A 24,173-nucleotide genomic window follows, 5' to 3' on the forward strand; every position below is an offset into this window, starting at 1 on the left:
TACAATGAAAAAGTTAGCGCTAAACTTATCCGTAGCAACAGCAATGATGGCCAGTGCTGGCGCATTTGCTGAATACCCTGAGAAAAACATCGATATGATCGTGCCTTTCTCAGCCGGTGGTGGTAACGACACCTTCGTCCGCGCCCTTCAGCCGCTTCTGGAAGAAAAACTCGATACCAATTTGGTCATTCGCAATATCTCGGGCGGTGGCGGAGCCGTGGGGCTAACGCGCGCTCAGGCATCAGAAGCAGATGGCTATACCTTGGCTGCCGCCAGTAATGCATTACTGACCTTGGAAGCGTTGGGTAATGTTGATTTTACCTACGAAGATTTTGATTTTGTCGCCAAGATACTTGAAGAGCCTTACGTCATCGCCGTCGGTGAAGACAGCGAATACACCGATCTGGACGCCATGGTCGAGGCTGCAAAAGAAGGCACCTCGGTGCAGGTGGGGGTTTCGGGGGTAGGGTCATCGGCTCATATCGCGGCGGTGGCCTTTGCTGATACCGCGGGAGTCGATTTCAACTTTATTCCCTACCCCGGCGGTTCTGAGACTATCTCCGCTGCTATGGGAGGGCATATTGATGCCGTGGTGCTAGGTGGGGCAGAACTTCGCTCGGCGCTAGAGTCAGGTCGTCTAAAAGCGCTGGGTATGTCCTACGGAGAGCGTAGCGAGTCGCTGCCCGATGTGCCTACTTTCCAAGAGGAAGGCTACGATCTGTCTCTGACCGTATGGCGCGGCATCGCGGGTCCTGATGGCCTGCCGGAAGAGGCTAAGGAAGCGTGGGTTAACGCCATTAAAGAAATAGTAGAAGAAGGATCTTTCGAAGAGACTGCCTCAAACCTGGGCTTGGATATTGTTCCGCTGTATGGGGATGAGCTAGAAGCATTTATCGCTGACTCTGCAAAAGTGATGAAAGAAAGCGCTGGCGACTTAGCGGCGGAATAAAATAAGGAGTTAGTGACTGATGGCAAAGGATATAGGTAAACCGATCTTTGATCTGTTTCTTGTGGTGGCATCGGCAATTGGGTTTTATATGGCCACTACGCTGCCAGCAGTCAGCATGGCGGGGGGGCTTTCCCCCGCTTCTTTTCCAAAGTTGATTTCTGGCTTGATCTTTGTATGCGCCGTGCCCTGCTTGATACGTGATTCTTACGAATGGCTAGCGGCAAGGCGAGTGCGGGAAGAGGACGCCGCCCTTAATGCCACTCCTTCGAAGAAAGGCGTACTGCAGTGGCTGATCATTGTGGCGTTGATTGTTGTTTACATAAACTTGTTCGAGCGGTTTGGATATATCGCAAGCACAGCGATATTTTGCTTTTTAAATGTCGTTTGTCTTGTCGTGACTAGTGGTGAATTTCAAAAATTAAGCAATGGCCGAAAACTGCGAAACTTGGCAGGGTATACCGTTTTCGCGTTGGCTTTATCATTGGTTATCTATTATGTCTTTACCCAACTATTCAATATCCCGCTACCGGATTGAAGAAGGAGAAGTGCGATGCTAACGGGTTATATTGATGGTTTGGGACTGGTCTTCCAGTTTGGCACATTATTGGCGATTGCGGGTGGTACTTTCCTGGGTATTATCATGGGGGTATTGCCTGGCCTGACATCGGCCATGGCGATAGCCTTATTGTTGCCGGTAACCTTTGGAATGCCGCCAGTGATGGGTATTGGTATGCTGCTTGGTACCCTGTGTGGTGCCGGTGCCAGTGGCTCTATACCCGCCATATTGTTGAATATTCCAGGCACGCCATCCTCAGTTGCGACGACGTTCGATGGTTTTCCAATGGCTCAAAAGGGTGAGGCGGGGAGAGCCCTGGGGTTAGCCATTGTTGCCTCTTTTTTTGGCGGTGTCGCTAGCATGGTGGTGTTAAGTCTTCTCGCACCACCCATTGCGGAGTTTGCATTGCGATTTGGTGCTGCCGAGTATTTTTCGCTGAGTATTTTTGGGCTGGTGATTATTGCTTCTGTTGCGGGCAAGTCTCTCCTTAAAGGTTTGATTGCAGGCCTGATAGGTTTCTTTTGTTCTACCATCGGTACAGACCCTATTGCGGGGGTCGACCGTTTTACGTTTGGACAACTTTCTTTATTGACTGGCGTAAACCTTCTGCCGGCGCTAATCGGGTTATTTGCGGTATCGCAAGTGCTCAAGGATGCGTTTGAATATGATCCTTCAAGCAAGCTTCAGAGCAGCACTCATAAGGTCGATATTGCGCGTCCGCGGTTTATTGAAACTCTACGAGATTGGCGTGCTCTTCTCGTTGGTATCGTGTCTGGCTCTGTCGTGGGCCCAGTGCCTGGCGCGGGAGGCAGTATTGCCTCGCTGGTAGCCTATGACCAAGCACGTCGTTTTTCTAAAACACCTGAAAAGTTTGGCAAGGGGCATAGTGCTGGCATCGTTTCAGTTGAGAGCGCGAACAATGCATTGTTAGGTGGGGCGCTAATCCCTACGCTTGCGCTGGGTATCCCTGGGGAGGCAGCGACCGCTGTTCTTCTGGGTGGTTTAATGATTCAAGGCGTGACGCCTGGACCGATGCTATTTGAAAGCCAGGGCGGGATCATTTACGGGATATTTCTTGCGTACTTAGTCGCTAACTTCTTCATGCTTATCATTATGTGTTTAGGCATCAAGCTATTTGTTCGTGTACTGCAAGTACCAAGAAAGCAGTTGATATCGGCTATCATTGTTTTCTGCTTTATCGGTGTTTATGGCGTTGATGGAGATGTATTCAACCTCTACTTAATGCTGGCGTTTGGGTTGCTTGGCTATTTTCTCAACCGATATGGCTTTGGAACCGCTCCGGTTATATTAGGTTTAATTCTGGGGCCTATAGCGGAATCTAACCTGAGACGGGGATTGCAGACCTTTGGCGGTGATTGGACGCCATTCTTCACACGTCCCATCAGCATAACCTTTTTAGTGATAGCCGCGGGATTATTGGCGCTCACACTGTGGCAGAACTATCGTTCTCGCCAACAAGAGTCGGGCTCTGGCGCTACCTGAAGCTAATGTGTCGCCATTAGGACGCTAGGGGATTGAAGCCCACTCGCAAGAGTGGGTTTTTTATATGGAGAGTAAGTGATGGCTAACATCGATTTTGAGACGCTGCGAAGCACGATTGAAAAGTCACTATTGAAGGCTGGGTTAACGCCTGCTGATGCGCAGACCTGTGCGAGAATTCATGCCGAAAGCACCCGTGATGGTGTTCATTCGCATGGTATTGGACGGATTCCGCGTTTCATTGAGTACGTTGGACGCGGCTGGGTCGATATCAACGCTAAGCCAAGCCTTGTCCAACGACTAGGTGCGATTGAAGTGCTAGATGGAGGCTTGGGAATAGGGGTGATCAACGCCCTTCACGCGACCGATAGGGCTATCGCGTTGGCGCGTGAGCACGGGTTGGGGTTGGTCGCATTGCGTGACACGACCCACTGGATGCGGGGAGGGAGCTATGGTTGGCATGCGGTGGAGCAAGGGTTTGCGACGATTATGTGGACCAATACCGAGTCCTGCATGCCCGCCTGGGGCGGGGCTTCCCAGTCGATTGGCAATAACCCGTTAGTAATGGCCGTGCCGCATGATACTGGGCCGCTTGTGCTCGATATGGCGATGTCGCAATTCTCCTACGGAAAGCTGCAGACGACTCAATTAAAGGGCGAGCATTTGCCCGTCGACGGCGGTTTTGATGAGCGCGGCGAGTTGAGCCGTGACCCTGCGGCGATCGCTGCGACGCGCCGCTTGTTGCCAACAGGTTATTGGAAAGGATCGGGATTGGCGATTCTCTTGGATGCGTTAGCCGCGCTACTCGCCCAGGGGCGCCCTAGCCATGCCATTGATAAAGTTCAGCGTGGCAGCGGCGGCGGTTGCTGCCAAGTGTTTATGGTGTTTGACCCTGAACAACTCGGCGGCCGTGATGCTTGCGATAGCATCGTCGAAGGCATTCAGTCTCATCTGGCCGCCACCACGCCGGCCGAGCCGGGGCGCACAGTGCGCTGGCCGGGTGAGTCGACCGCTGAGCATCGATACGAGGAGGGCCCGATTGTTGTCGACGACATGCTGTGGCGTTCTATTTGTGAACTCGCCGGTAACTAGCTAAAGGTGCTTTCACCCTTAACAGGTGTTCAGGACATGGCTGCTACTTTGGTTTAAATTTCGATAGTTCTGCTTGCACGCGACCAGCTAGGTACTTATCTTCTAGGTTGTATGATGTATGACATATGGTAGTTGGCTAACGAATGATATCTGCTCACTCAGTGGCCAACACATTTTTTAAAGAGGGCGCAACGTGACGTTTTCAAGAGAAGCTGTAACAAATGCCATTGGTGATGGCCTGCTATCGTTCCCCATCACTGACTTTGATAGCCAGGGTCGTTTCGATGAGGCGAGCTACCGCAAGCGGCTTGAGTGGTTCATCAGCCACGAGATCTCGGCGGTATTCGTCGCGGGTGGCACGGGAGAATTTTTTAGCCTATCACTTGAAGAGTATCGCGAGATTGTCCGCGTTGCCGTTGAAGTGATTGACGGGCGTTTGCCGGTCATTGCAAGCGCGGGCTTAAGCGTTGAGTCGGGCAAGGCCTTTGCAAAAGCAGCTGAAGAAGCGGGGGCTGATGGTATTCTACTGATGCCTCCATACCTCACCGAGTGTCCTCAGGATGGCCTGGTCGAGTATGCCCGCCAGATTTGCGATGCCACCGCCATCAATGTGATTTATTACAACCGCGGTAATGGCATTTTGAATGCTCATTCTGTTCAACAACTCGCCGATCAGTGCCCAAATTTGGTGGGTCTGAAAGATGGCAAAGGCGATATTCAGGCATTAAACAAAATCGTTAAAACCGTCGGTGATCGTTTGGTTTATATCGGTGGTGTGCCCACAGCAGAAATTTTTGCTGAGGCCTATGTTTCTATTGGCGTGAACACCTACTCTTCGGCCGTGTTCAATTTTGTGCCGGAAATGGCGGTGGAGTTCTACAAGGCGTTACGCAAGGGTAATAAAGACGTTGTGAAACAGATTACCAACGACTTTTTTATTCCTTTCGTGGACCTCCGCGATCGGAAAGCGGGCTATGCCGTTAGCCTGATTAAAGCAGGTGCTGACATTATTGGACGTCCCGCCGGCAGCGTCCGTGCGCCACTCACGATGCCAACCCAGGAGGAGACTCAGGAGCTTAAAAAGCTAATTGATAGTGTTAAGCAATAAACATTAAAACCCCATTAACTTATTAAACCACTAAGCCATAACAATTAAATAAAAAGCTAAAGAGGTGTAAGCATGATCGTTTCCAATAAACTAATCACAAACGTTGGTTCAGCAGCGCTGATGGCAGCCTTGAGCGTCAGCTCTGGTGTTGCCATGGCACAAGATGGTCCATTGCGCGGTAATATCCGCGTGGTCATCGGCTCAACGTCCACTGGTGGTGATACGTATCAAAACTCTACTATTGTGGTGGACCAGCTAGCTGAAAAGCTGGACCTCAACATGAAAGTGGATGCCGTCGGCGCCAGCTCGGCTTTTCGCACCCTTGACCGCGATTCTCGTGGCAACACGCTAATGATCTTTCACGATCAAGCCTATCTTGGTCATCTGTATGGGGTAGAAGGTTACGACGATATTTTTGAAAAATATACCGTTGGACCGACTGTCGCCATCAATCCAGGCAATGCTTACCTGGTGCCGAAAGATTCACCTTATCAAACGCTTGACGACATCATCGCTGCCGTCGGTAATGGTGAAACCGTGCGTGTCGCGATCCAGCCGGGTGGCGTCTCGGAGATTGGTTTCAGTGCGTTAAAGAATGCCATTTCCATTGAGCATCCTGGTCAGGAAGATAATCTGGTCGCTGTTAACACCGGCTCTCAATCCGATAAAAATCAGCAGCTTTTTGATGGCCAGGCTGACGTGATCAACGGCACCGTGCAGGCGAACGAGCAGTACACCCGTTTGCCTGAAGATGATCAGAAAGCGATGCGTTTTGTGTGGTTAACGGCGCGCGAAGATACCATTGAGCAGGCTCCGGAAGAGGGGCTAGGGCAGACCTCTCGCGAGCAGTTGCTGGAGTATGTAGAGCCTAACGTGCACGTCACCATGGGCGATGACGAAAGCTTCGCGTTCGATAAAGAGTTTTTCTTCCTCTACAACAAAGATATGGATCCGGCGATTGTCGAGCAAATCGATGAAGCATTAGCGGAAATCTACGAGGAAGGTGAAATCCAGGAAATTCAGAAGAACGCTTTCTTTATTCCCAACTTCAAACCCTCCGATGAAGCCTCTGAGTATCTCGCTGATAAAATGGCGCGCTACGAAGAAATCATTAACAACATCAAGTAAAAAGTAGGGCGCCCGCTGTGTGTGGCGGGTGCTCCACTTATGCGTGAGCCGCTATAGAAAGAACTATGGTAAGCAGGACACCCTGCTGCTTATGCCCGGAGCCATTATGGAATCAGGTCTGTCAAGTCTACTCAGTGTCTCAATAGATTTTGAGACCTCCCACTTGTTCTTCCCGACGATCATCAGTTGGTTACTGGTAATACTGTTTATTGCTGTTCTGGTAACCAAAACGGTTCCTTTTTTAGCCGCTGTGAAACGGGGCGAGCGCACCTTGCCGATTTTCGGTGAGTCCATGGATGGCTTGCGTTTCTTCGGTACGCTTGCCTTGCTGGTGGCGTACTTCTATCTCATGGCGGTCGTGGGCAATATGTTCCCTTACACGGGGTACGGCTTCCTGTTCGTCTCGATGGGATTCGTTTTACTCATGGCATTAATGTACATGCATGAGTGGACAAAGAAGGCGTTGGTCACCGCTGTGATTACCGCCATTGTTGCGCCTAGCCTGGCTTGGTTCATTCTGGCCAAGCTGTTCCAAATCACCCTGCCGTGACCGAAGTGAGTGTCCCTATGGAATTCCTGTCATTTCTTGACATAACGTTCTTTCTTCTCGCTGGCCTGGGTGCTCTGGTCGGCATCATTTTCGGTGCTATCCCCGGCATGACTGCCACGATGGCGGTGGCAGTGTGTCTGCCTTTGACGTATGCATTGGGTCTTAACCACGGCTTGGCGCTACTTCTAGGGCTGTACGTGGGGGGGATATCGGGTGGCATGGTGCCAGCGGTTCTGCTCAACATTCCTGGTACGCCGTCTTCCATCACGACCACCTTTGATGGCTACCCCATGGCTCAAAAGGGCCAGGGTGAGAAAGCGCTGAAGATTTGCGTTGTTGCCTCCGTTGTCGGCGGTCTTATCAGTGCCGCTATACTGTTCTTTTTTGCACCTGTGCTGGCCGATTTCTCGATCAAGTTCTCCTACGTGGAGAAGTTTCTGATTATCTTGCTGGCGTTAAGTGTCATCGCGTCGCTTTCCAGCAGCATGCTGATTGGTATCTTTAGTGGTGTTATTGGTATCTGGCTGAGTCTGATTGGTGACTACAGCATCTCTGATGGCGGTAATGGCAAAACCCGATTGATGTTCGATTTTATGGAGCCCTACTTATTTGAAGGGTTTTCATTACTACCGGTGTTAATCGGTGTGTTTGGTATTTCTACCATTCTGCTTGAGGCGGAAAAGGGGGCCAAGAGTGGGCTGGTCAACGAACGCATCAAGCTAAGCAAGGGGGGCAGCTTTTCACTCTCGATCTTTAACGGGCGCCTGACGAACCTGGTGCGTTCGTCCTTTATCGGTACGTTTGTTGGCATGCTGCCAGGCGTCGGGGGCAGCGCCGCTTCCGTGTTGGCGTATACCCAGGAAAAAAACCTGACGCGGGATGCATCGCAAATGGGCAAGGGGGCGCCCCAGGGACTTATTGCCTCGGAGTCCGCCAACAATGCGTTGACCGGTGGTGCGTTAATTCCGCTGCTATCGTTGGGTATCCCCGGTGACTCAACCACCGCTGTTCTGATTGGCGCGTTCACGCTTCAGGGGATTCAGGTCGGGCCGCTCTTTATTCCCGAGAATACCGACACCTGGTACGTCATGATGACGGCGCTGGTGTTCGCCAATATCGTGATGTTCTTCTTGATGTTCTATGCCATTAAGTACATCGCCAAAGTGGTGATGGTGCCCAAACATCTTCTCTTTCCCATCATCGTGATGATGTGTGTGGTCGGTGCCTATGCCATCAACTACGGGATCATGTTTGATGTCTGGACACTGCTTATTTTCGGCATTTTAGGCTACCTGGTGCAGAAGTTCGGCCTGGAGGTCGCCCCGCTCATCATTGGTTTTATCTTGGGCAGTCAGGCAGAAATCTACTTCGTCAAGAGTCTGGAATCGTTCGGCACCTATTCGATCTTTTTCACCAAGAGCCCTATCGCCATGGTGTTGTGGGGATTAATCGCTGCCTCGCTGATGTTTGCAATCGTCATGGGCTTCAAGTCCCGCGCTAGACAAAAAATGGAGCTGACTCAGGTAACGGGCAGTACACATTCAGCCTCAGGGAAAGGACATGACACAAACAACGACTAGTAGGCGCGTGATACAAGTACACCCCGACGACAACGTGGCTATCGTGGTCGAGCAGGGCGGCCTCGCTGAAGGCGCCGCCATTGAGGGAGGTATCACCACCACAATGGCTGTTCCTCAGGGTCATAAGGTGGCCCTTGTGGATCTGGCGGAAGGTACGCGAATTATCCGCTACGGCGAGGTTATTGGAACAGCGGCCACGCCTATTCCGCGGGGCGGTCACGTTAGCGAGACCAACTTGCACATGCCGACACCGCCTCCGCTTGCGGATCTGCCACTGGCGACCCGGCCCGCCCCAGAGGCCGAGCCGCTTGAAGGGTACACCTTTGAAGGCTTCCGCAATCCGGATGGCAGCGTAGGCACCAAGAACGTGCTGGGTATTACCACCAGTGTGCAGTGTGTGGCGGGCACCGTTGACTTTGTCGTGCAGCGGATCAAGCGCGAGCTGTTGCCGCGATTTCCCAACGTGGATGATGTGGTGGGGCTCAATCACTCCTATGGCTGCGGGGTCGCGATTAATGCCCCGGCGGCCATCGTGCCGATTCGAACGCTTCAAAACATCTCGCTCAACCCTAATTTCGGCAACGAAATAATGGTGATTGGCTTGGGGTGTGAAAAGCTACAGCCGTCGACGCTGCTTGAAGACCGCCCGGTGAAAATTTACGAAAATACCGAGGCGGCCGACCCTGAAGCCAACGTGCTGAGCCTGCAGGATGACTCCTTCCAGGGCTTCGGCGAGATGGTCGAGGGTATTCTGGCCATGGCCGAACGCCACCTTGAACGACTCAATCGCCGCCAACGCGAAACCTGCCCGGCTTCAGAGCTGGTGGTCGGCATGCAGTGTGGCGGCAGCGATGCCTTTTCTGGAGTCACGGCCAATCCTGCGGTGGGCTTTGCCACCGACTTGATTGTGCGGGCTGGCGGTAGCGTGATGTTCTCAGAGGTGACTGAGGTGCGCGATGCCATTCACCTGTTAACCCCGCGTGCTGTTGACGAAGACGTGGGCAGGGCGTTGATTGAGCAGATGGCGTGGTACGACAACTACCTCGCTCAAGGCCAGGCAGATCGTAGTGCCAACACCTCACCGGGTAACAAGAAGGGGGGGCTTTCCAATATCGTCGAGAAGGCGCTGGGTTCGGTGATCAAGTCTGGTAATTCGCCGATTGTTGATGTTATTGGCCCCGGCGAACGGCTGCGCCGCAAGGGGCTGACGTTTGCTGCTACCCCCGCCAGCGACTTCATCTGTGGCACGCTTCAGTTGGCCGCAGGGATGAACTTGCAGGTGTTCACCACCGGTCGTGGCACACCGTATGGCCTGGCCATGGTGCCGGTGCTAAAGGTGTCCACCAACTCGGCGCTAGGAAAACGTTGGCACGATCTTATCGATCTTGATGCGGGACGCATCGCCACTGGCGAGGCTAGCATCGAAACGGTGGGCTGGGAGCTTTTTCACCTCATTCTTGACGTGGCAAGTGGCCGTCAACAGGCTGCCGCCGACCGGCTAGGTATTCATAATGATTTGGTGTTGTTTAATCCGGCACCCGTGACATAACCCCTCAATGGGCTGATTATTTAAGAGGCAAGAGCGATATGTTTCCCAAGATCAAATCCATGCGTGTTGTGCCGGTCGCCGGCTATGATGGTTTTTTGCTTAATCTGAGCGGTGGCCATGCACCCTGGTTTATCCGCTGTGTGTTGATTCTCGAAGATGACGCCGGAAACCAAGGGGTCGGCGAAATTCCTTCAAGCAACGGTATCCTCAATGGCTTGGAGCAGTGCCGGTCGCTTATCGAAGGCTCGCACGTCAATAACGTCAAGCAGACGCTGAATCAGGCACGTCAGGTTCTGGCTCGTAACGGGCGTGAAGAGCGCGGTCGCCAGACCTTCGATCTGCGTGTGGCGGTTCACGTGATCACTGCTATCGAGTCGGCGCTGTTTGATCTGTTCGGTCAAGCGTTGGGCATGCCGGTGGCTGATCTGCTGGGGCAGTATGGCCGTCAGCGTGATGAAGTCGAGGCCCTTGGGTATCTGTTCTTGCTCGGTGATCCGGCTAAGACCGACCTGCCTTATCCCAAGGCCGAGAACCCGAAAGATGCCTGGGATGAAGTGCGCTATAAAGAGGCGCTTACCCCGGAGGCAGTCGCAAATTTGGCCAAAGCTGCCTATGAACGCTATGGCTTCAAGGACTTCAAGCTCAAAGGCGGCGTGCTGCGCGGCGAGGAAGAAGCCGACTGCATCCGCGCGCTCCACGAAGCTTTCCCCGAAGCGCGGTTGACGCTTGACCCCAACGGGGCCTGGAAGCTCGACGAAGCGGTACGCGTGCTCGACCCGATCAAGCATCTGCTCAGCTATGCTGAAGATCCCTGCGGCCAGGAAGAGAGCTACTCCGGACGTGAAACCATGGCTGAGTTCAAAAAGCGCACCGGCCTGCCCACCGCGACCAACATGATCGCCACCGACTTCAAGCAATTGCAGTATGCCGTGCAGCTTAACTCGGTAGATATCCCGCTGGCTGACTGCCACTTCTGGACCATGCAGGGAGCGGTAATGGTTGGCGAGCTTTGCAACGAATGGGGCATGACCTGGGGCTCTCACAGTAATAACCATTTCGATATCTCGCTTGCCATGATGACGCATGTTGCCGCTGCTTGCCCGGGCAAGATTACCGCCATTGATACTCATTGGATCTGGCAAGACGGCCAACGTATTACGAAAAATCCTTTACTCATTCGTGATGGCAAGCTGAAGGTTCCCACTACGCCAGGGCTGGGCGTTGAGCTCGACGAAGAGAAGCTGATGGAGGCGCACAACCTTTATAAGTCGCTTGATACCACCCAGCGAAATGACGCCATGGCCATGCAGTTTCTGATTCCTGGATGGGAGTTTGACCCCAAGCGACCGGCGCTCGCTCGTTAGTACTGATTTTTTAAAATGGTGGGTAAGTGATAGGTAGTGCCATAGGGAGATGAGGCCAAGGAAGTGAGTGACCGACTTTGGTCTATTCTTTACATCTCTCTATTGCAGTCCTTACAACAACCCACTAAGTTTCAAGTTGTATGATGTATTACATTGATGATAGGAGTTGTGAAACCTTTAGCGTGAACTGGTTTGTTAGAGACTTGCCGCACTTGATGCACAAGAAAACATTGCCCAAAGACGCATAACAAGACGTATTTAACGAGGAGTTGAACTATGTACAAAAACAACAAAACCTTACTGACCCTGGCCGCTGCTGTCACGCTATCCTCCCTATCGGGAGCGGTGCTTGCGGACTACCCTGAACGCGACATCCGCGTCATTGTGCCGTGGGGCGCCGGGGGTGGTACCGACGGTATCGTTCGTAAACTGACCACGATTGCGGAAGATAGCTTCGATGTGTCCATGTATGCAGAAAACATCGAAGGGGGCGTTAGTGCCACGGGTATCGGCCAACTCATGAGCGCTCGTCCGGATGGCTATACCATCGGCGCATTGACCTACGACAGTTTGGTCACAGTGCCCTGGCAAGCCATGCTGCCTAGTTACAAGATTGATAAGTTGAAGTTGATTGCGCGGGTCACAAGTGAACCTGATGCCATCGTCGTTGACGCCGATTCTGACTACCAAACGATTCATGACCTTATCGACGCCGCCAAGGAAAACCCCGGTGAAATTCGTGTGGCCATTCAGAACCTGGGCGGGCGTATCCATCTAGCCATTCTGCAGCTTCAAGAGTTGACCGGCGCGGAATTCAGAATCGTTTCTTATCCTGGCGGAGCGGCCCCGCAGAAAGAGGCCATTCTGTCCGATGAGGTCGATGTGGCACTCACTAGCCTGGGCGATTTTTCCAATCTTCTGGAAGATGGCACCGTAAGAGGTCTTGTTGAGTTCTCGGATACTCAGAATCCTACCTATCCAGATGTACCTACTACGGCTGACGAGGGAATCGACCTTCAGATTGGCAGCTTTATTGTGTTCGCCGCACCCGCAGATACCCCTGAAGACGCTATTGCCGCATTAGAAAACGCTTACAAAACGGCGTATGACAGCGAAGAGTTTCAGCAGTGGGTGACTAACGTAGGGGTGACGCCTAACTGGCTCGGCACTGATGAGGTGACTGCCTGGGCTGATGAAACGGCCGAATCGTTGTTCAGCGAAATGGATGCACTGGTTGAATCAGGCGTAATGTCCAAGTAATTCGCAGCTCAAAGAGCGTGGCGTCAGTTACTGGCGCCACGTCTAGCTCAATTAGAGGATGTTGAGTTCATGAATAACGTCGAACGATTCAGAAGGTCGGCCGTGCTTTTTCCGGCCTTCTTGCTGATATTGACCACGATCTACCTGGCGGAAGCCTTGAGTATACGCTCACAGTTTGGTGGCGACACCTTCGTGGGACCGCGCTTTATGCCTATCCTGATGGCATTCATCATGTATGCGGCGCTGGTAGTGGTGATAGTGGGTGAATGGCGAAAAGAAGCAGAGGCGGATGCTGGCGGCTCTTTGCTAAGGCCATTGCTGATTGTCGTCGCGACAGCCATCTATATCGGCGTATTTCGTCCCTTGGGATATGTGCCCGCCACGTTGGGTTTCGTCGTGGCACTCTTTCTTATCTTTGACTTCGAAAAACATCGACCCGCCTTCTTTGTATTTTATGTGATCGCGGTCACGGCTCTCTTTTATGGGTTGTTTGCCGGTATTTTCGGAGTGCGCCTGCCTCCCGTGTTAGGAGGCTTCTAATGGAGACCTTTGTTAGTTTTCTGGGTGGTTTTGAAGCGTTGCTAAGCTGGGAAGTACTTGGCTTCATGATTGCCGGGTTCTTGATTGGTACCTTTTTTGGTGCGATGCCTGGTCTTACCTCCGTGCTGGCGATCGCTCTCTTATTGCCCATTACGTATACGATTGATGTGGTACCCGCACTGGTTATGTGCGCCTCGATTTTCATGGCGGGGATGTACTCTGGCAGTATCACTGCCACGACCATCAATATCCCCGGTGCGCCATCCTCCATGATGACCGCCGTGGAAGGTAACGCCTTGATGTTAAAAGGGCACGGTGCCAATGCGCTAGGCCATGCGGCGCTTGGCTCAATGATTGGTGGCTCAGTCGGCGCATTATTGCTGATGGCGTTCATGCCGATTGCCGGTGAACTGGCGCTATTGATCCGCACGCCGGGTAAGTTCTCGCTTGTGCTCTTCGCGCTGGTGGTGATCATCCTTGTCGATAAAGGGGCCATTGCTAAAGGCATTGTGGCCACGACGCTGGGTATCATGCTGGCCACGGTAGGAATCGATGTGCTTCAGCCAATTCCACGCTTTGAGTTTGGCACTGAGTTATTGGTCGAAGGAATCGGCTTGATGCCGGTGGTGATCGGTGCGTTTGCGGTCAGTGAACTCCTGGTTCAAGCGCAGAATTGGAACCTCTCTCTGGAAGGCACGTTGAAGCGGGCCAAGGGCTTAAAGATTCGGCGGCGCGATTTTATTCCTCCATGGTCCGAGATTCGTGAGGTAGGCTTCTTTACTTATATCAAGAGTGCTTTCATTGGCTATGCCATTGGCATTCTGCCCGGCGCGGGTGGTTCGATGGCCGCTTTCGTGGCTTATGCTGATGCCAAGCGCAGTTCGAAGAAGCCCGAGGAGTATGGCAATGGCAGCCGAGAAGGTATTGCGGCGGCTGAATCGGCTAATAACTCCATGTGTGGTGGTGCCTTTGTACCAATGCTGATGTTCGGGATTCCGGGCGATCCAACTACCGCTATTGTTCTTGGTGTTTTGGTGATCAACGGTTTACAGCCTGGCCCACGTCTTATCGAACAGCAGGCGGATCTAATAGCGCCCATGTTTGCCTCGTTGCTTGTCAGCGCCTTGATTCTTATACCGTTAACGTTGTATCTACTTGGACCGTATTTCATCAAGATCGTCTCGATCTCGCGTGGCCTGTTATACAGCGCTATTGCCGTGGTGGCGCTTGTCGGCAGTTATGTCGCCACTTATTCCATCTTCCAGATGTTTCTGGCACTGATATTCGGCGTGCTGGCTTTCTTCTTGCGCAAGCATAACTACTCGGTAGTGGCCATGCTGCTGGGCTTTATTCTAGGGCCTGATCTGGAACAGTATTTGCGCCGCTCCTTATCGTTTAATGACGGTAACCCGATTGTCTTTCTGACCAGTCTAGACAGCCTGGCTTTCCTGGCGTTGACGGTCGTTTTTGCCTATCTGATTCTTCGTAACAAGCCTAAAAAGGCAGTCACTCCCTAGTGTGTAAGTAAAAAGGCGAGTGTCTGTTAGTAGTTAAACGCCTCCCTTTGCGGGAGGCGCCCTAGTTCAATCATTAGGATGCCAACATGACAACAAGAACACGTCCCTTACCGCGTACTGGGGGAAAAGTGCTGGTTGACCAACTTCTCATACACGGCGCTGATAGTGGTTACTGCGTACCCGGGGAAAGCTATCTGGAAGTGCTTGATGCTCTTTATGATCAGCGCGAGCATTTTACGCTCTACAACGCACGCCATGAGGCGGGGGCGGCGAACATGGCTGAGGCCTATGGCAAGCTGACAGGGCGCCCTGGTATTTGCTTGGTAACACGCGGCCCAGGCGCCTGCCATGCCGCTATTGGCGTGCATATCGCCCAGCAAGACTCAACACCCATGATTGTTTTGGTTGGGCAGGTCGATCGTGGCTCTATGGATCGCGAGGCGTTTCAGGAAATCGACTACCGGTTGATGTTCGGGAGCGTTGCCAAATGGGTCGCACAGATTGAAGATGCTCGCCGAATTCCCGAATACATGGCGCGTGCCTTCAGGGTGGCGATGTCAGGTCGTCCAGGCCCGGTGGTGCTGGCGTTGCCTGAGGATATGCTGACCGATGTGGTCGAAGTGGAAGATGCCCCGCCCTATACATCATCGCGGCCGAGCGCTGCGCTAGAAGAAATCGAGAAAATCGCCTCGTTAGTGTCGCGTGCCGAGCGACCCTTGATGCTGGTAGGTGGGTCGGGCTGGACGGATGATGCCTGTGCGCAGATACGCACCTTTGCGGAAACAAACGGTATTCCAGTGGCCTGCTCATTTCGCCGCCAGGATATCGTGGACAATGCCTCACACTGTTATGTCGGTGATTTTGGTACCGCTGTGGTGCCCTCTTTAATTAAACGCCTTAAAGAGGCTGACCTTCTGTTGGTAGTCGGCGCCCGGCTAGGCGAGATGACGACCAAAACCTATACCACGCTGAGCTCTCCGACCCCTTCCCAGACGTTGATACACGTACATATCGACCCGGATGAAATAGGTCGTGTGTATAGCCCTGCACTAGGTGTTGTTTCGGCCCCTGATAAGCTAGCCGCAGCGTTATCAACCTGCGATTGGGGGCAGCGCAGCCGTTGGAGTCAGTGGTGCAGGACGCTGCGCGACGAATATCTCGCCGATACGCTACCCCCGCAGCATGACTATCCGCTCGATATGGGCGCCGCGATGCATGAAGTCCGCGATAGCTTGCCAAAAGACTGTATTGTCACTCTGGATGCAGGCAATCATACCGGCTGGGCGCAGCGCTTTCTGGCCTATCAGCGACCTGGCCGAATCGTTGGTTCAACCTGTGGTGCAATGGGGTATTCGGTACCTGCCGCCGTGGCAGCTTCGCTGCGTGAACCTGACAAGTGTGTGCTGGCGTTTGTCGGTGATGGCGGTTTCATGATGAGCGGTGTCGAGATCGCGACCGCTGTCCAACATGGTGGGAGGCCCATCGTGTTGCTATTCAATAACAGCACTTACGGTACGATTCGCATGCACCAGGAGCGCGAGCATCCAAGCCGTGTCTCGGGAACCGACCTGGTAAATCCTGATTTTGGCCAGGTGTCAGAAGGGCTTGGTGCGCATTTTGAGCGAGTCAGTGACACCGGCAGCTTCAAGCCCGCTCTGGAGCGGGCTATGGCCTCGGGGCGTCCTGCTGTGATCGAACTCGTGACTGACCCCGAGCGAATTTCGACACGCGCTACCGTTTCGGCGCTGCGTGCCGCGAAAGCCAGTTAATAAAGAGGTCAATCTTTAAAGAAGGGGGCGGGGACGATAATCTTGTTCTCCTGACTGATAAGATAACCTGCCTCGGCACTTTTCTTAAGGTAGGCGGCCCAGTCCGGGTCGCTCTGCATGGCGGCGCGCCGTTGGTTGCGGTCAGCAGCATCCTTGAAAACCCAGATATGGACGTAAGAGTTTACGTTGCCGGTTTCGACCGGGCCGTACAGTAGCGGCTCGCCAAGATGACGTTTTTGGATGGCCCAGCCATGCTCTTCGTAAAGGGCCATCTGTTTCTTCAACGTGCCGGGCGTGCAGGTATAAGTACGGTGGTCATAGAGCATGGTGATACTCCTTGATGATTAGAAGCCTTAATCAAAGGCGAGGGTGTCGACAAAACGGTTGAGAGCAGCGAATGTGCTAACGAACATTGTTTTCGAGCGAAAGCATTGATACAAGGCCAGTAAGAGCCATTGGAAAGGGGCTCAATAGAGTTTTGCCTGCCGATATAGCGCAGCACCATGCAGGCCGATAACCTTCTGCTATTTCGCTAACATGAGGGGCATTATATTTCGTTGTAGCCTCATCGCTTCCCGCGTTTATTCATATATTACATGTTGTACTACATCATACAATTGATTAACTAAAAATATGCCCAATTTTCCTCGTGGTCAAGGTTCTGAGTTTCCTGACAATATCAACGTTTCATATTGACGCCTAATGTGCTCATCTGTTTTTTACTGCAATTTGTTACTGCAACTTTGGTTTAGTTTTGGCTAGTTCTGCTTGCTTTGCATGACACCTAGACCTACCTTTCTTCTTGTATGATGTATTACATAATATTTGGTCCATTTGACAGTGTCTGTCAGCCCAAGGCCTAAACAATTATAACGAGGACGCAAAGTGACGTTTTCAAGAGAAGCGGTAATAAATGCTATCGGCGATGGTTTGCTATCGTTCCCTATCACGGACTTTGATAGTCAAGGTCGTTTTGATGAGGCGAGCTATCGTAAGCGGCTTGAATGGTTCATCAGCCACGAGATATCGGCGGTGTTCGTTGCAGGGGGAACGGGAGAGTTTTTTAGTCTTACGCTTGATGAGTATCGCGAGATTGTCCGGGTCGCCGTTGAGGTAATCGACGGGCGTTTGCCAGTAATCGCCAGTGCAGGGTTAAGCGTAGAGACAGGCAAAGTCTTTGCAAAAGCAGCGGAAGAGGCGGGTGCCGACGGCATCCTTTTAATGCCTCCCTACCTCACTGAGTGCCCACAAGACGGTTTGGTCGAGTATGCTCGCCAGATTTGTGATGCCAGCGCCATCAACGTGATTTATTACAACCGCGGTAACGGTGTTTTGAACGCCTCTTCGGTTCAGCAACTCGCCGACCACTGCGCTAATTTGGTGGGGCTAAAAGATGGTAAAGGCGATATTCAGGCGTTAAACAAAATCATTAAAACCGTGGGTGACCGTTTGGTGTATATCGGCGGTGTGCCTACGGCTGAAATTTTCGCCGAGGCCTATGTCTCCATTGGTGTGAATACCTACTCATCGGCCGTTTTCAACTTCGTGCCGCAAATGGCGGTGAAGTTCTATAAAGAGTTACGCAAAGGTAATAAAGACGTTGTGAAACAGATTACCAACGACTTTTTTATTCCTTTTGTGGATCTCAGGGACCGAAAAGCGGGCTATGCCGTTAGCCTGATCAAAGCAGGTGCTGACATAGTAGGTCGGCCGGCTGGTAATGTTCGCGCTCCACTGACAATGCCAACAAGAGAGGAGTATCAACAACTAGAGCAACTTGTCGATGTAGCAAAAAAGTACTGATTTAACTGAGTTTTACCCATACAGCAATACTTGCCAATAATAAAAGGATGTTTAGACATGCATACACACAACAACAGCATGAATGCCAACATTATGAAAACCAGCTCTATTAAGATCCTGGTCCCCACCGTTAGTGTTATGGCGTTAATAGCCTTGGCGCTGCCTGCTCAGGCGGAAGATTGGCGCGGATGGAATATCCATCCTGATGGTTATCCCAATACCGTGGCATTAGAAGAATTTGCTGACGCCGTAGCGGAGCAAACAGACGGGCGAGTTAATCCGCGCGTCTATAATAATGCTGTATTGGGTGATCAATCGGACGCCATAGAGCAGACTCGTAATGGTGCTCTGGACTTTGCTAATTTCAATATGGGGCCCATGGGGCCTATCGTCCAAGAAACTAACGTTTTCTCGCTCCCTTTCCTGTTCAATAACGTTGAGCACATGCACACCGTCATGGATGGTGAAATTGGTGAGCGCTTTGCCGATGCGCTAGAAGATAAAGGTTTAGTGGTGCTTTCGTGGTTTGATTCAGGCGCACGCAGTATTTATAACACCAAGCGTCCTATCAATACCCCAGAAGACGTTGCAGGCTTAAAGATCCGAGTAATGAATAACGATCTTTATGTTGACATGATTGAGGCGATGGGTGGAAACGCTACACCGATGTCGTATGGAGAGGTTTATCAAAGCTTGACGACCGGTGTGCTTGATGGGGCTGAAAATAACTACCCGTCTTTCGAATCAAGCAACCACTATGAAACAACTGACTATTACTCTCTAACGGAACACCTGATTATTCCTGAGTGTTTGTGTGTGGCTAAATCTAGCTGGGAAGCTCTTTCAGAAGAAGACCACGACATTATCCGTGATGTCGCTGAAGAAGCCTCAAAGCGTCAGCGTGAATTATGGGTAGAAAGCTCACAAGAGAGCCGTCAAATCGTTCTTGATCACGGTGTTGAGATTAACGAAGTAGCCGATAAAGCAGCGTTCCAAGCACTAATGGAGCCGATGTATGAAGAGTTTATTGCCAATAACCCCGGCACTGGCGAGCTAATCGAGGAAATTCGCGCCGCCAAGTAATTTTACATCCATACGCTTCCGACAGTTAGTGGCTGTCGGAAGCTGAAAAGGAAATGTGCCGTGAGTATCGAACTTGAATCGTCGGTCGATAAAGAAGACGCGGAAAAAAGCGGCTCGCTGAATCGAATGTTAGACAGCCTTGCCAGTTTATGCATCCTGGTGGCGGGTGTTTTGTTAGTTGCCTTGATTGCTATCTTTGGATGGTTAGTCTTTGGCCGGTATGTACTTAACAATACTCCTACGTGGGTTGAGCAGGCCTCGTTAGTGTTGGTTGTGTATATCACCTGTTTAGGCGCAGCGGCAGGTGTCAGGCATCATAGCCATCTCAATATCGATTTTATACGCGAGAGTTTTAGCGGTCCTTTACGTAGCTTAATGCATCACCTTGCTGACCTTTTTATTCTTTCCTTTGGCGGATTTATGGCCTTTCAGGGTTGGACACTTGTCATGTCAAACCTGAATCGAGCTATTCCAATGATTGGGTTATCAGAAAGTTGGCGCGCAGCTCCCCTAGTAATATGTGGTGTGTTAATCATGCTTTTTGCAGCCTCTGATATAGCGCAGCGCTTAATGACTCGAAAAGTTAGAGGGTTTAAATAATGGGGCTTATTATTCTTTTCGGGATCTTTTTTCTAGGCCTTTTAGTCGGTGCGCCGGTTGCGTTTGCTGTTGGCTTAGCGGCGGTTGTTACCTTTCTTTATGAGGGACTGCCGTTGTTTGTAGCGTTCCAGCGCATACTTTCGGGTATTTCCGTTTTTTCTCTTCTTGCTATTCCCTTCTTTATCTTTGCTGGTGAGTTAATGATGCATGGCGGTATCTCTACACGTCTTGTGCGTTTAGCCTCAGCGATGGTGGGAAAGGTGCGTGGTGGGCTGGGAATGGTCAACATTAGTTCTTCCATGTTGTTCGGGGGAATCTCTGGCTCGGCAGTAGCAGATACGTCGGCATTAGGCTCTATCTTGATTCCAGTGATGAAAGAGAAGGGCTACGACGCTGACTATGCCGTCAACGTTACCGTAACGTCATCGATTGCAGGCGTCGTCATTCCACCAAGCCATAACATGATTCTTTATGCGGTAGCCGCTGGCGGTGGCATTTCCGTTACCCAGCTGTTTATCGCCGGTATTGTACCAGGCATCTTGATGTGTCTTAGCTTGGCGGTAGCCGCTTATATTGTGGCGGTAAAGCGTGGCTATAAGGGCGAAGCATTTCCGGGTTGGTATGCGTTGATGATCAGCTTTGTGGCTTCTCTGCCCGGCCTAATGACCGCTGTGATTATTGTAGGGGGGGTGCTTTCGGGTATTTTAACGGTTACTGAGTCCGGCGCATTCGGAGCTATTTACGCTATTTTGGTCACCGGCCTGGTTTATCGGGAATTAACCTGGGGGTCCTTCAAGGCAGCGGTTATTCAGGCAGTAAAAACGACCTCGCTAGTGATGATTCTGGTCGGCTGCGCCTCGGCGTTTTCCTATCTGCTCGCGCTTTATAACGTGCCCGAAATGCTGACTACCGGGCTGATGGCTATTTCCGACAGGCCCTTCGTCATCTTTCTGATGCTCAACCTGATTCTGCTGATACTGGGCATGATCATGGATATGGCCGCGCTGATCTTGATCTGCACGCCGATTTTTCTGCCGGTGGCCATGCAGTTCGGCATGGATCCTATTCAATTCGGCATTATTTTGATGATGAACTTAGGGTTGGGGTTGTGTACGCCTCCGGTAGGGGCATGTCTGTTTGTCGGTTGTGTAATCGGCAAAATTAAAATCGAGGAAGCGGTACGCACTATTTGGCCGTTCTTCTTAGCACTGTTTGTAGCCTTGATGCTGGTGACTTACGTACCTGCTATCTCATTAACGCTACCCGGCTTTTTCCAATAAAGCTGAATTCAGCGAAGCTGCTAAAGGGACTGATCATTTATGAAAGTCGTCGCCATAAAGACCCATATACTCGATTATCAGCTAGAAACGGCGTTTGAAAGTGCCTCAATGCACTTTTCGCGCCGCCAGCACTGTCTGGTCGAAATCATCTGCGATGATGGCACTATCGGCTGGGGAGAGTGCTTAGGGCCAGCTAAACCTAACGCAGCGATTGTAGAGGTCTATGCCCAATCGCTGATCGGCGAAGACCCGCTGCAAACAGAAAAAGTATGGCTAACCCTCTATAACCGCCTGCGCGACCAAGGGCAGCGCGGCTTGACCATGACTGCCTTGAGCGGCATCGACATTGCGCTATGGGATATCAAAGGCAAGCATTTTGGCGTAGCGGTTTCGACCTTGCTGGGCGGACGCTTTCGCGAGAGTGTACGTGCCTACGCCACCGGTTCATTTCGCCGAGCGGGCGTTGATCGGGTAACTGATATCGCCGCCGAAGTGGCAGGCTATCGCCGAGATGGCTTTCATGCAGTCAAGATCAAGATCGGCTTCGATGTCGAGGAAGATCTGGCGGTAATTGCCGCTGTTCGTGATGTCATCGGCCCCGATATGCGTTTGATGATCGATGCCAATCACGGCTACGACTATCTGGAAGCTATAGAAGTCGGGCAGCGCGCAGCGCAATACGGTATCGATTGGTTTGAAGAGCCCGTGTTGCCCGAGCAAATTTCCACCTATGAAGCTGTTCGGGCTGGCCAGCCGATTCCCGTTGCTAGTGGTGAAAACTGGCACGGACGCTATGCCATGCATGAGCCGCTAGCCCGTCGCGCAGTGGATATCGTGCAACCGGATATTTGTGGCGTAGGCGGGTTCAGCGAAATGCGACGAGTCGCTGATATGGCGGCTATGCATGGGGTGCGTTTAGTACCTCACGTATGGGGTACGGCGGTGTGTTTGGCCGCCAGCCTGCAATTTATGGCTGCTTTGCCGCCGAACCCGCCACGTCGACAACCTATTGAACCCATCATGGAATTTGATCGTACTGAAAATCCTTTCCGACAGGCCGTCGTGCACACCCCTTTAGAGCATCAGCAGGGCGTCATGACGATTCCCGACGGGCCAGGATTAGGTATTGAAATTAACCGTGATGCGCTATCCACCTACGCACTTAGGGAGCAATAATCTTGTCTATCCCCGCCAATACACGTCCGTTAACAGGTACACCGCCACGCTTAAAAGCGCCGGCAGGGGCAACAGATTGCCATGTTCACTTATACCTTCCTGGTTATGAGGCACAGCCTGGAGGCCCCAAGATTCCTGAACTGGCAACGGTTGCTGATTATCAAGCCCTGCAAAAATGGCTTTCGCTGGAGCGTGTGGTGGTGACCCAGCCCAATGCCTATCAGTTTGATAATCGCGCGATTTTGCAAGGTGTGGCTGAAATTGGTCAGGAGCATGCTCGGGCGATTGTCGCGGTGGCGCCGGATGCCACCGACGCTCAGGTTGAAGAGCTACACGCTCAAGGAGCCCGAGGCGCCAGGATTATGCAGCTACCCGGTGGCGCCGTGGGCATTGATAAGCTGGCTGAGGTAGAGGAGCGTATACGTGCCTTCGGCTGGCATTTAATGGTGCAGTTTAATGGTCGTGAAATAGACGACTATATGACAACGCTAAAAGCGATTGAAACCGACTATATCATCGACCATATCGGCAAGTTTATGCCACCTGTAGACGCTGACGATTCACGCGTTGATCAAATACTGAGCTTGTTGGATCGCGGTAATGCATGGATAAAAATTTGCGGTGGTTATGAAACCAGCCTAAGCGGCGGGCCTGAATATATTGACGTGAGCCCTGTCGCCAAGAGGCTGATTCAACATGCCCCCGAGCGCGTTATCTGGGGAACAAATTGGCCACACGTAGGAGTACCGCGAGAGCACTACCCAGACGATGCCGAACAGCTCGACGTATTGCTGCATTGGGCCGATGAGGGCATTCGCCAAAAGATTCTGGTGGATAACCCCGCCGTGCTCTATGGCTTCTAAAACACCGCGTCACTTATGGTTTTCACAAAATAGTAAGGAGTAAGTATGTTAAACCGTATTCTTGTTACCGGTGCGGCGGGTGGTCTGGGCAAAAGCCTGCGGCCTCATCTCTCCAAACTCGCCAAGCATGTAAGGCTCTCCGATATCGCGGATTTAGGCACCGCAGGTGAGTGCGAAGAGTTAGTTCAGGCCGACCTAAGCGATATGCAGGCCGTTGCCGATTTAGTGAAAGATTGCGACGGTATCGTTCACTTAGGCGGTATGTCGGTAGAAAGCCCGTGGGAGGCCATTTTACAGGCCAATATCATGGGTACCTACCATCTTTACGAGGCGGCACGGCAACAGGGCAAACCGCGGATTGTGTTTGCCAGTTCTAATCACACGATTGGCTTTTACGAACGCCATCAGCGTATTGATACCCAGGTAGTGCAAAAGCCTGATTCTCTCTATGGGGTTTCAAAATGCTTTGGCGAAAACCTGGCTAGCCTTTACCACGATAAGTTTGGGGTGGAAACGCTAAGCGTTCGAATTGGTTCTTGCTTCGATAAGCCAACCGATACTAGGATGATGGCGACTTGGCTGAGCCTGGCGGATTTTGTTAGTTTATTGCAGCGTGCTTTTGTTACGCCGCGTTTAGGGTATACCGTGGTTTACGGTGCCTCGGATAATGCTGAAAAGTGGTGGGACAATTCCCATGCTGGCTTCTTAGGCTGGACGCCTAAAGACAGCTCCGAACCCTGGCGCGAAGAGACCGAGCGGCTCGATCATGATATTGATGGGAATGATCTGGCGGTGCGCTATCAGGGAGGGAAATTCACTAAATCAGGTCACCCTGACGACGTTTAGTGGCACTCCCACTACCTAGGTTGTACGATATAATACAACCTAGCTTTTGATTAAGGATCG

22 protein-coding genes are annotated in these 24,173 nt (G+C 51.9%); 21 read left to right on the forward strand and 1 reads right to left on the reverse strand.

Features of this window, described 5'->3' with window-relative positions:
* The first annotated feature begins 4 nt into the window (after positions 1-4).
* The 14 genes from ACFFLD_RS07185 (at position 5) to ACFFLD_RS07250 (ending at position 16,462) form a co-directional block, all read left to right on the forward strand.
* The gene (locus tag ACFFLD_RS07185; protein WP_386038623.1) at positions 5-949 is read left to right on the forward strand and encodes a Bug family tripartite tricarboxylate transporter substrate binding protein; all 945 of its coding nucleotides are present in this window, start codon (positions 5-7) and stop codon (positions 947-949) included.
* Positions 950-968: 19 nt separating this feature from the next.
* Positions 969-1,484, forward strand: a complete 516-nt coding sequence (locus tag ACFFLD_RS07190; protein WP_386038625.1) for a tripartite tricarboxylate transporter TctB family protein — start codon at positions 969-971, stop codon at positions 1,482-1,484.
* A 15-nt stretch (positions 1,485-1,499) separates the two neighbouring features.
* Entirely contained in the window at positions 1,500-3,008 is a 1,509-nt protein-coding gene (locus ACFFLD_RS07195) for a tripartite tricarboxylate transporter permease (protein WP_386038627.1), read from the forward strand.
* A gap of 78 nt (positions 3,009-3,086) precedes the next feature.
* Positions 3,087-4,097, forward strand: a complete 1,011-nt coding sequence (gene yiaK, locus ACFFLD_RS07200) for a 3-dehydro-L-gulonate 2-dehydrogenase (protein WP_386038629.1) — start codon at positions 3,087-3,089, stop codon at positions 4,095-4,097.
* A gap of 193 nt (positions 4,098-4,290) precedes the next feature.
* Positions 4,291-5,205: a 5-dehydro-4-deoxyglucarate dehydratase gene (gene kdgD / locus ACFFLD_RS07205; RefSeq protein WP_386038631.1), complete on the forward strand. Its 915-nt coding sequence runs from the start codon at positions 4,291-4,293 to the stop codon at positions 5,203-5,205.
* Positions 5,206-5,277: 72 nt separating this feature from the next.
* Entirely contained in the window at positions 5,278-6,333 is a 1,056-nt protein-coding gene (locus tag ACFFLD_RS07210) for an ABC transporter substrate-binding protein (RefSeq protein ID WP_386038633.1), read from the forward strand.
* Between the two features lie 106 nt (positions 6,334-6,439).
* Entirely contained in the window at positions 6,440-6,883 is a 444-nt protein-coding gene (locus tag ACFFLD_RS07215; protein WP_386038634.1) for a tripartite tricarboxylate transporter TctB family protein, read from the forward strand.
* 17 nt (positions 6,884-6,900) lie between these two features.
* Complete coding sequence (locus ACFFLD_RS07220; RefSeq protein WP_386038636.1) at positions 6,901-8,463, forward strand: tripartite tricarboxylate transporter permease; 1,563 nt, start codon at positions 6,901-6,903, stop codon at positions 8,461-8,463.
* Entirely contained in the window at positions 8,444-10,012 is a 1,569-nt protein-coding gene (gene garD / locus ACFFLD_RS07225; RefSeq protein WP_386038638.1) for a galactarate dehydratase, read from the forward strand. Before ACFFLD_RS07220 ends, garD begins: the two co-directional genes overlap by 20 nt.
* 38 nt (positions 10,013-10,050) lie before the next feature.
* Positions 10,051-11,376, forward strand: coding sequence for an enolase C-terminal domain-like protein (locus ACFFLD_RS07230; RefSeq protein WP_386038640.1), 1,326 nt, complete (start codon positions 10,051-10,053; stop codon positions 11,374-11,376).
* Between the two features lie 276 nt (positions 11,377-11,652).
* Positions 11,653-12,636 (forward strand): Bug family tripartite tricarboxylate transporter substrate binding protein, encoded by a 984-nt coding sequence (locus ACFFLD_RS07235; protein ID WP_386038642.1) that lies wholly within the window; start codon positions 11,653-11,655, stop codon positions 12,634-12,636.
* 69 nt (positions 12,637-12,705) lie between these two features.
* Complete coding sequence (locus ACFFLD_RS07240) at positions 12,706-13,176, forward strand: tripartite tricarboxylate transporter TctB family protein (RefSeq protein WP_386038644.1); 471 nt, start codon at positions 12,706-12,708, stop codon at positions 13,174-13,176.
* A complete protein-coding gene (locus tag ACFFLD_RS07245) occupies positions 13,176-14,693 on the forward strand; it encodes a tripartite tricarboxylate transporter permease (protein ID WP_386038646.1) in 1,518 nt (505 codons plus the stop codon). The genes ACFFLD_RS07240 and ACFFLD_RS07245 overlap by 1 nt, the downstream gene beginning before the upstream one ends.
* Positions 14,694-14,779: 86 nt before the next feature.
* Positions 14,780-16,462 (forward strand): thiamine pyrophosphate-binding protein, encoded by a 1,683-nt coding sequence (locus ACFFLD_RS07250; RefSeq protein WP_386038648.1) that lies wholly within the window; start codon positions 14,780-14,782, stop codon positions 16,460-16,462.
* 8 nt (positions 16,463-16,470) lie between these two features.
* Here ACFFLD_RS07250 and ACFFLD_RS07255 read toward each other — a convergent pair whose 3' ends face one another.
* Entirely contained in the window at positions 16,471-16,788 is a 318-nt protein-coding gene (locus ACFFLD_RS07255; protein ID WP_386038650.1) for an NIPSNAP family protein, read from the reverse strand.
* A gap of 559 nt (positions 16,789-17,347) precedes the next feature.
* On the opposite strand from ACFFLD_RS07255, the gene kdgD (ACFFLD_RS07260) reads away from it, so the two are divergent.
* The 7 genes from kdgD (ACFFLD_RS07260) (at position 17,348) to ACFFLD_RS07290 (ending at position 24,113) form a co-directional block, all read left to right on the forward strand.
* On the forward strand, positions 17,348-18,265 hold the full coding sequence (kdgD, locus tag ACFFLD_RS07260; RefSeq protein WP_386038652.1) for a 5-dehydro-4-deoxyglucarate dehydratase: 918 nt from the start codon (positions 17,348-17,350) through the stop codon (positions 18,263-18,265).
* 93 nt (positions 18,266-18,358) lie between these two features.
* A complete protein-coding gene (locus tag ACFFLD_RS07265; RefSeq protein ID WP_386040400.1) occupies positions 18,359-19,348 on the forward strand; it encodes a TRAP transporter substrate-binding protein in 990 nt (329 codons plus the stop codon).
* Between the two features lie 60 nt (positions 19,349-19,408).
* Entirely contained in the window at positions 19,409-19,948 is a 540-nt protein-coding gene (locus ACFFLD_RS07270) for a TRAP transporter small permease (protein WP_386038654.1), read from the forward strand.
* The gene (locus ACFFLD_RS07275) at positions 19,948-21,228 is read left to right on the forward strand and encodes a TRAP transporter large permease (RefSeq protein ID WP_386038656.1); all 1,281 of its coding nucleotides are present in this window, start codon (positions 19,948-19,950) and stop codon (positions 21,226-21,228) included. The genes ACFFLD_RS07270 and ACFFLD_RS07275 overlap by 1 nt, the downstream gene beginning before the upstream one ends.
* Before the next feature lie 39 nt (positions 21,229-21,267).
* A complete protein-coding gene (locus ACFFLD_RS07280; protein WP_386038658.1) occupies positions 21,268-22,404 on the forward strand; it encodes a mandelate racemase/muconate lactonizing enzyme family protein in 1,137 nt (378 codons plus the stop codon).
* Positions 22,404-23,267, forward strand: coding sequence for an amidohydrolase family protein (locus ACFFLD_RS07285; RefSeq protein ID WP_386040402.1), 864 nt, complete (start codon positions 22,404-22,406; stop codon positions 23,265-23,267). Before ACFFLD_RS07280 ends, ACFFLD_RS07285 begins: the two co-directional genes overlap by 1 nt.
* 45 nt (positions 23,268-23,312) lie before the next feature.
* Positions 23,313-24,113, forward strand: coding sequence for an NAD-dependent epimerase/dehydratase family protein (locus ACFFLD_RS07290; RefSeq protein WP_386038660.1), 801 nt, complete (start codon positions 23,313-23,315; stop codon positions 24,111-24,113).
* Positions 24,114-24,173 lie beyond the last annotated feature (60 nt).

This window comes from Vreelandella sulfidaeris (genome assembly GCF_042429665.1).
Classification (GTDB): domain Bacteria; phylum Pseudomonadota; class Gammaproteobacteria; order Pseudomonadales; family Halomonadaceae; genus Vreelandella.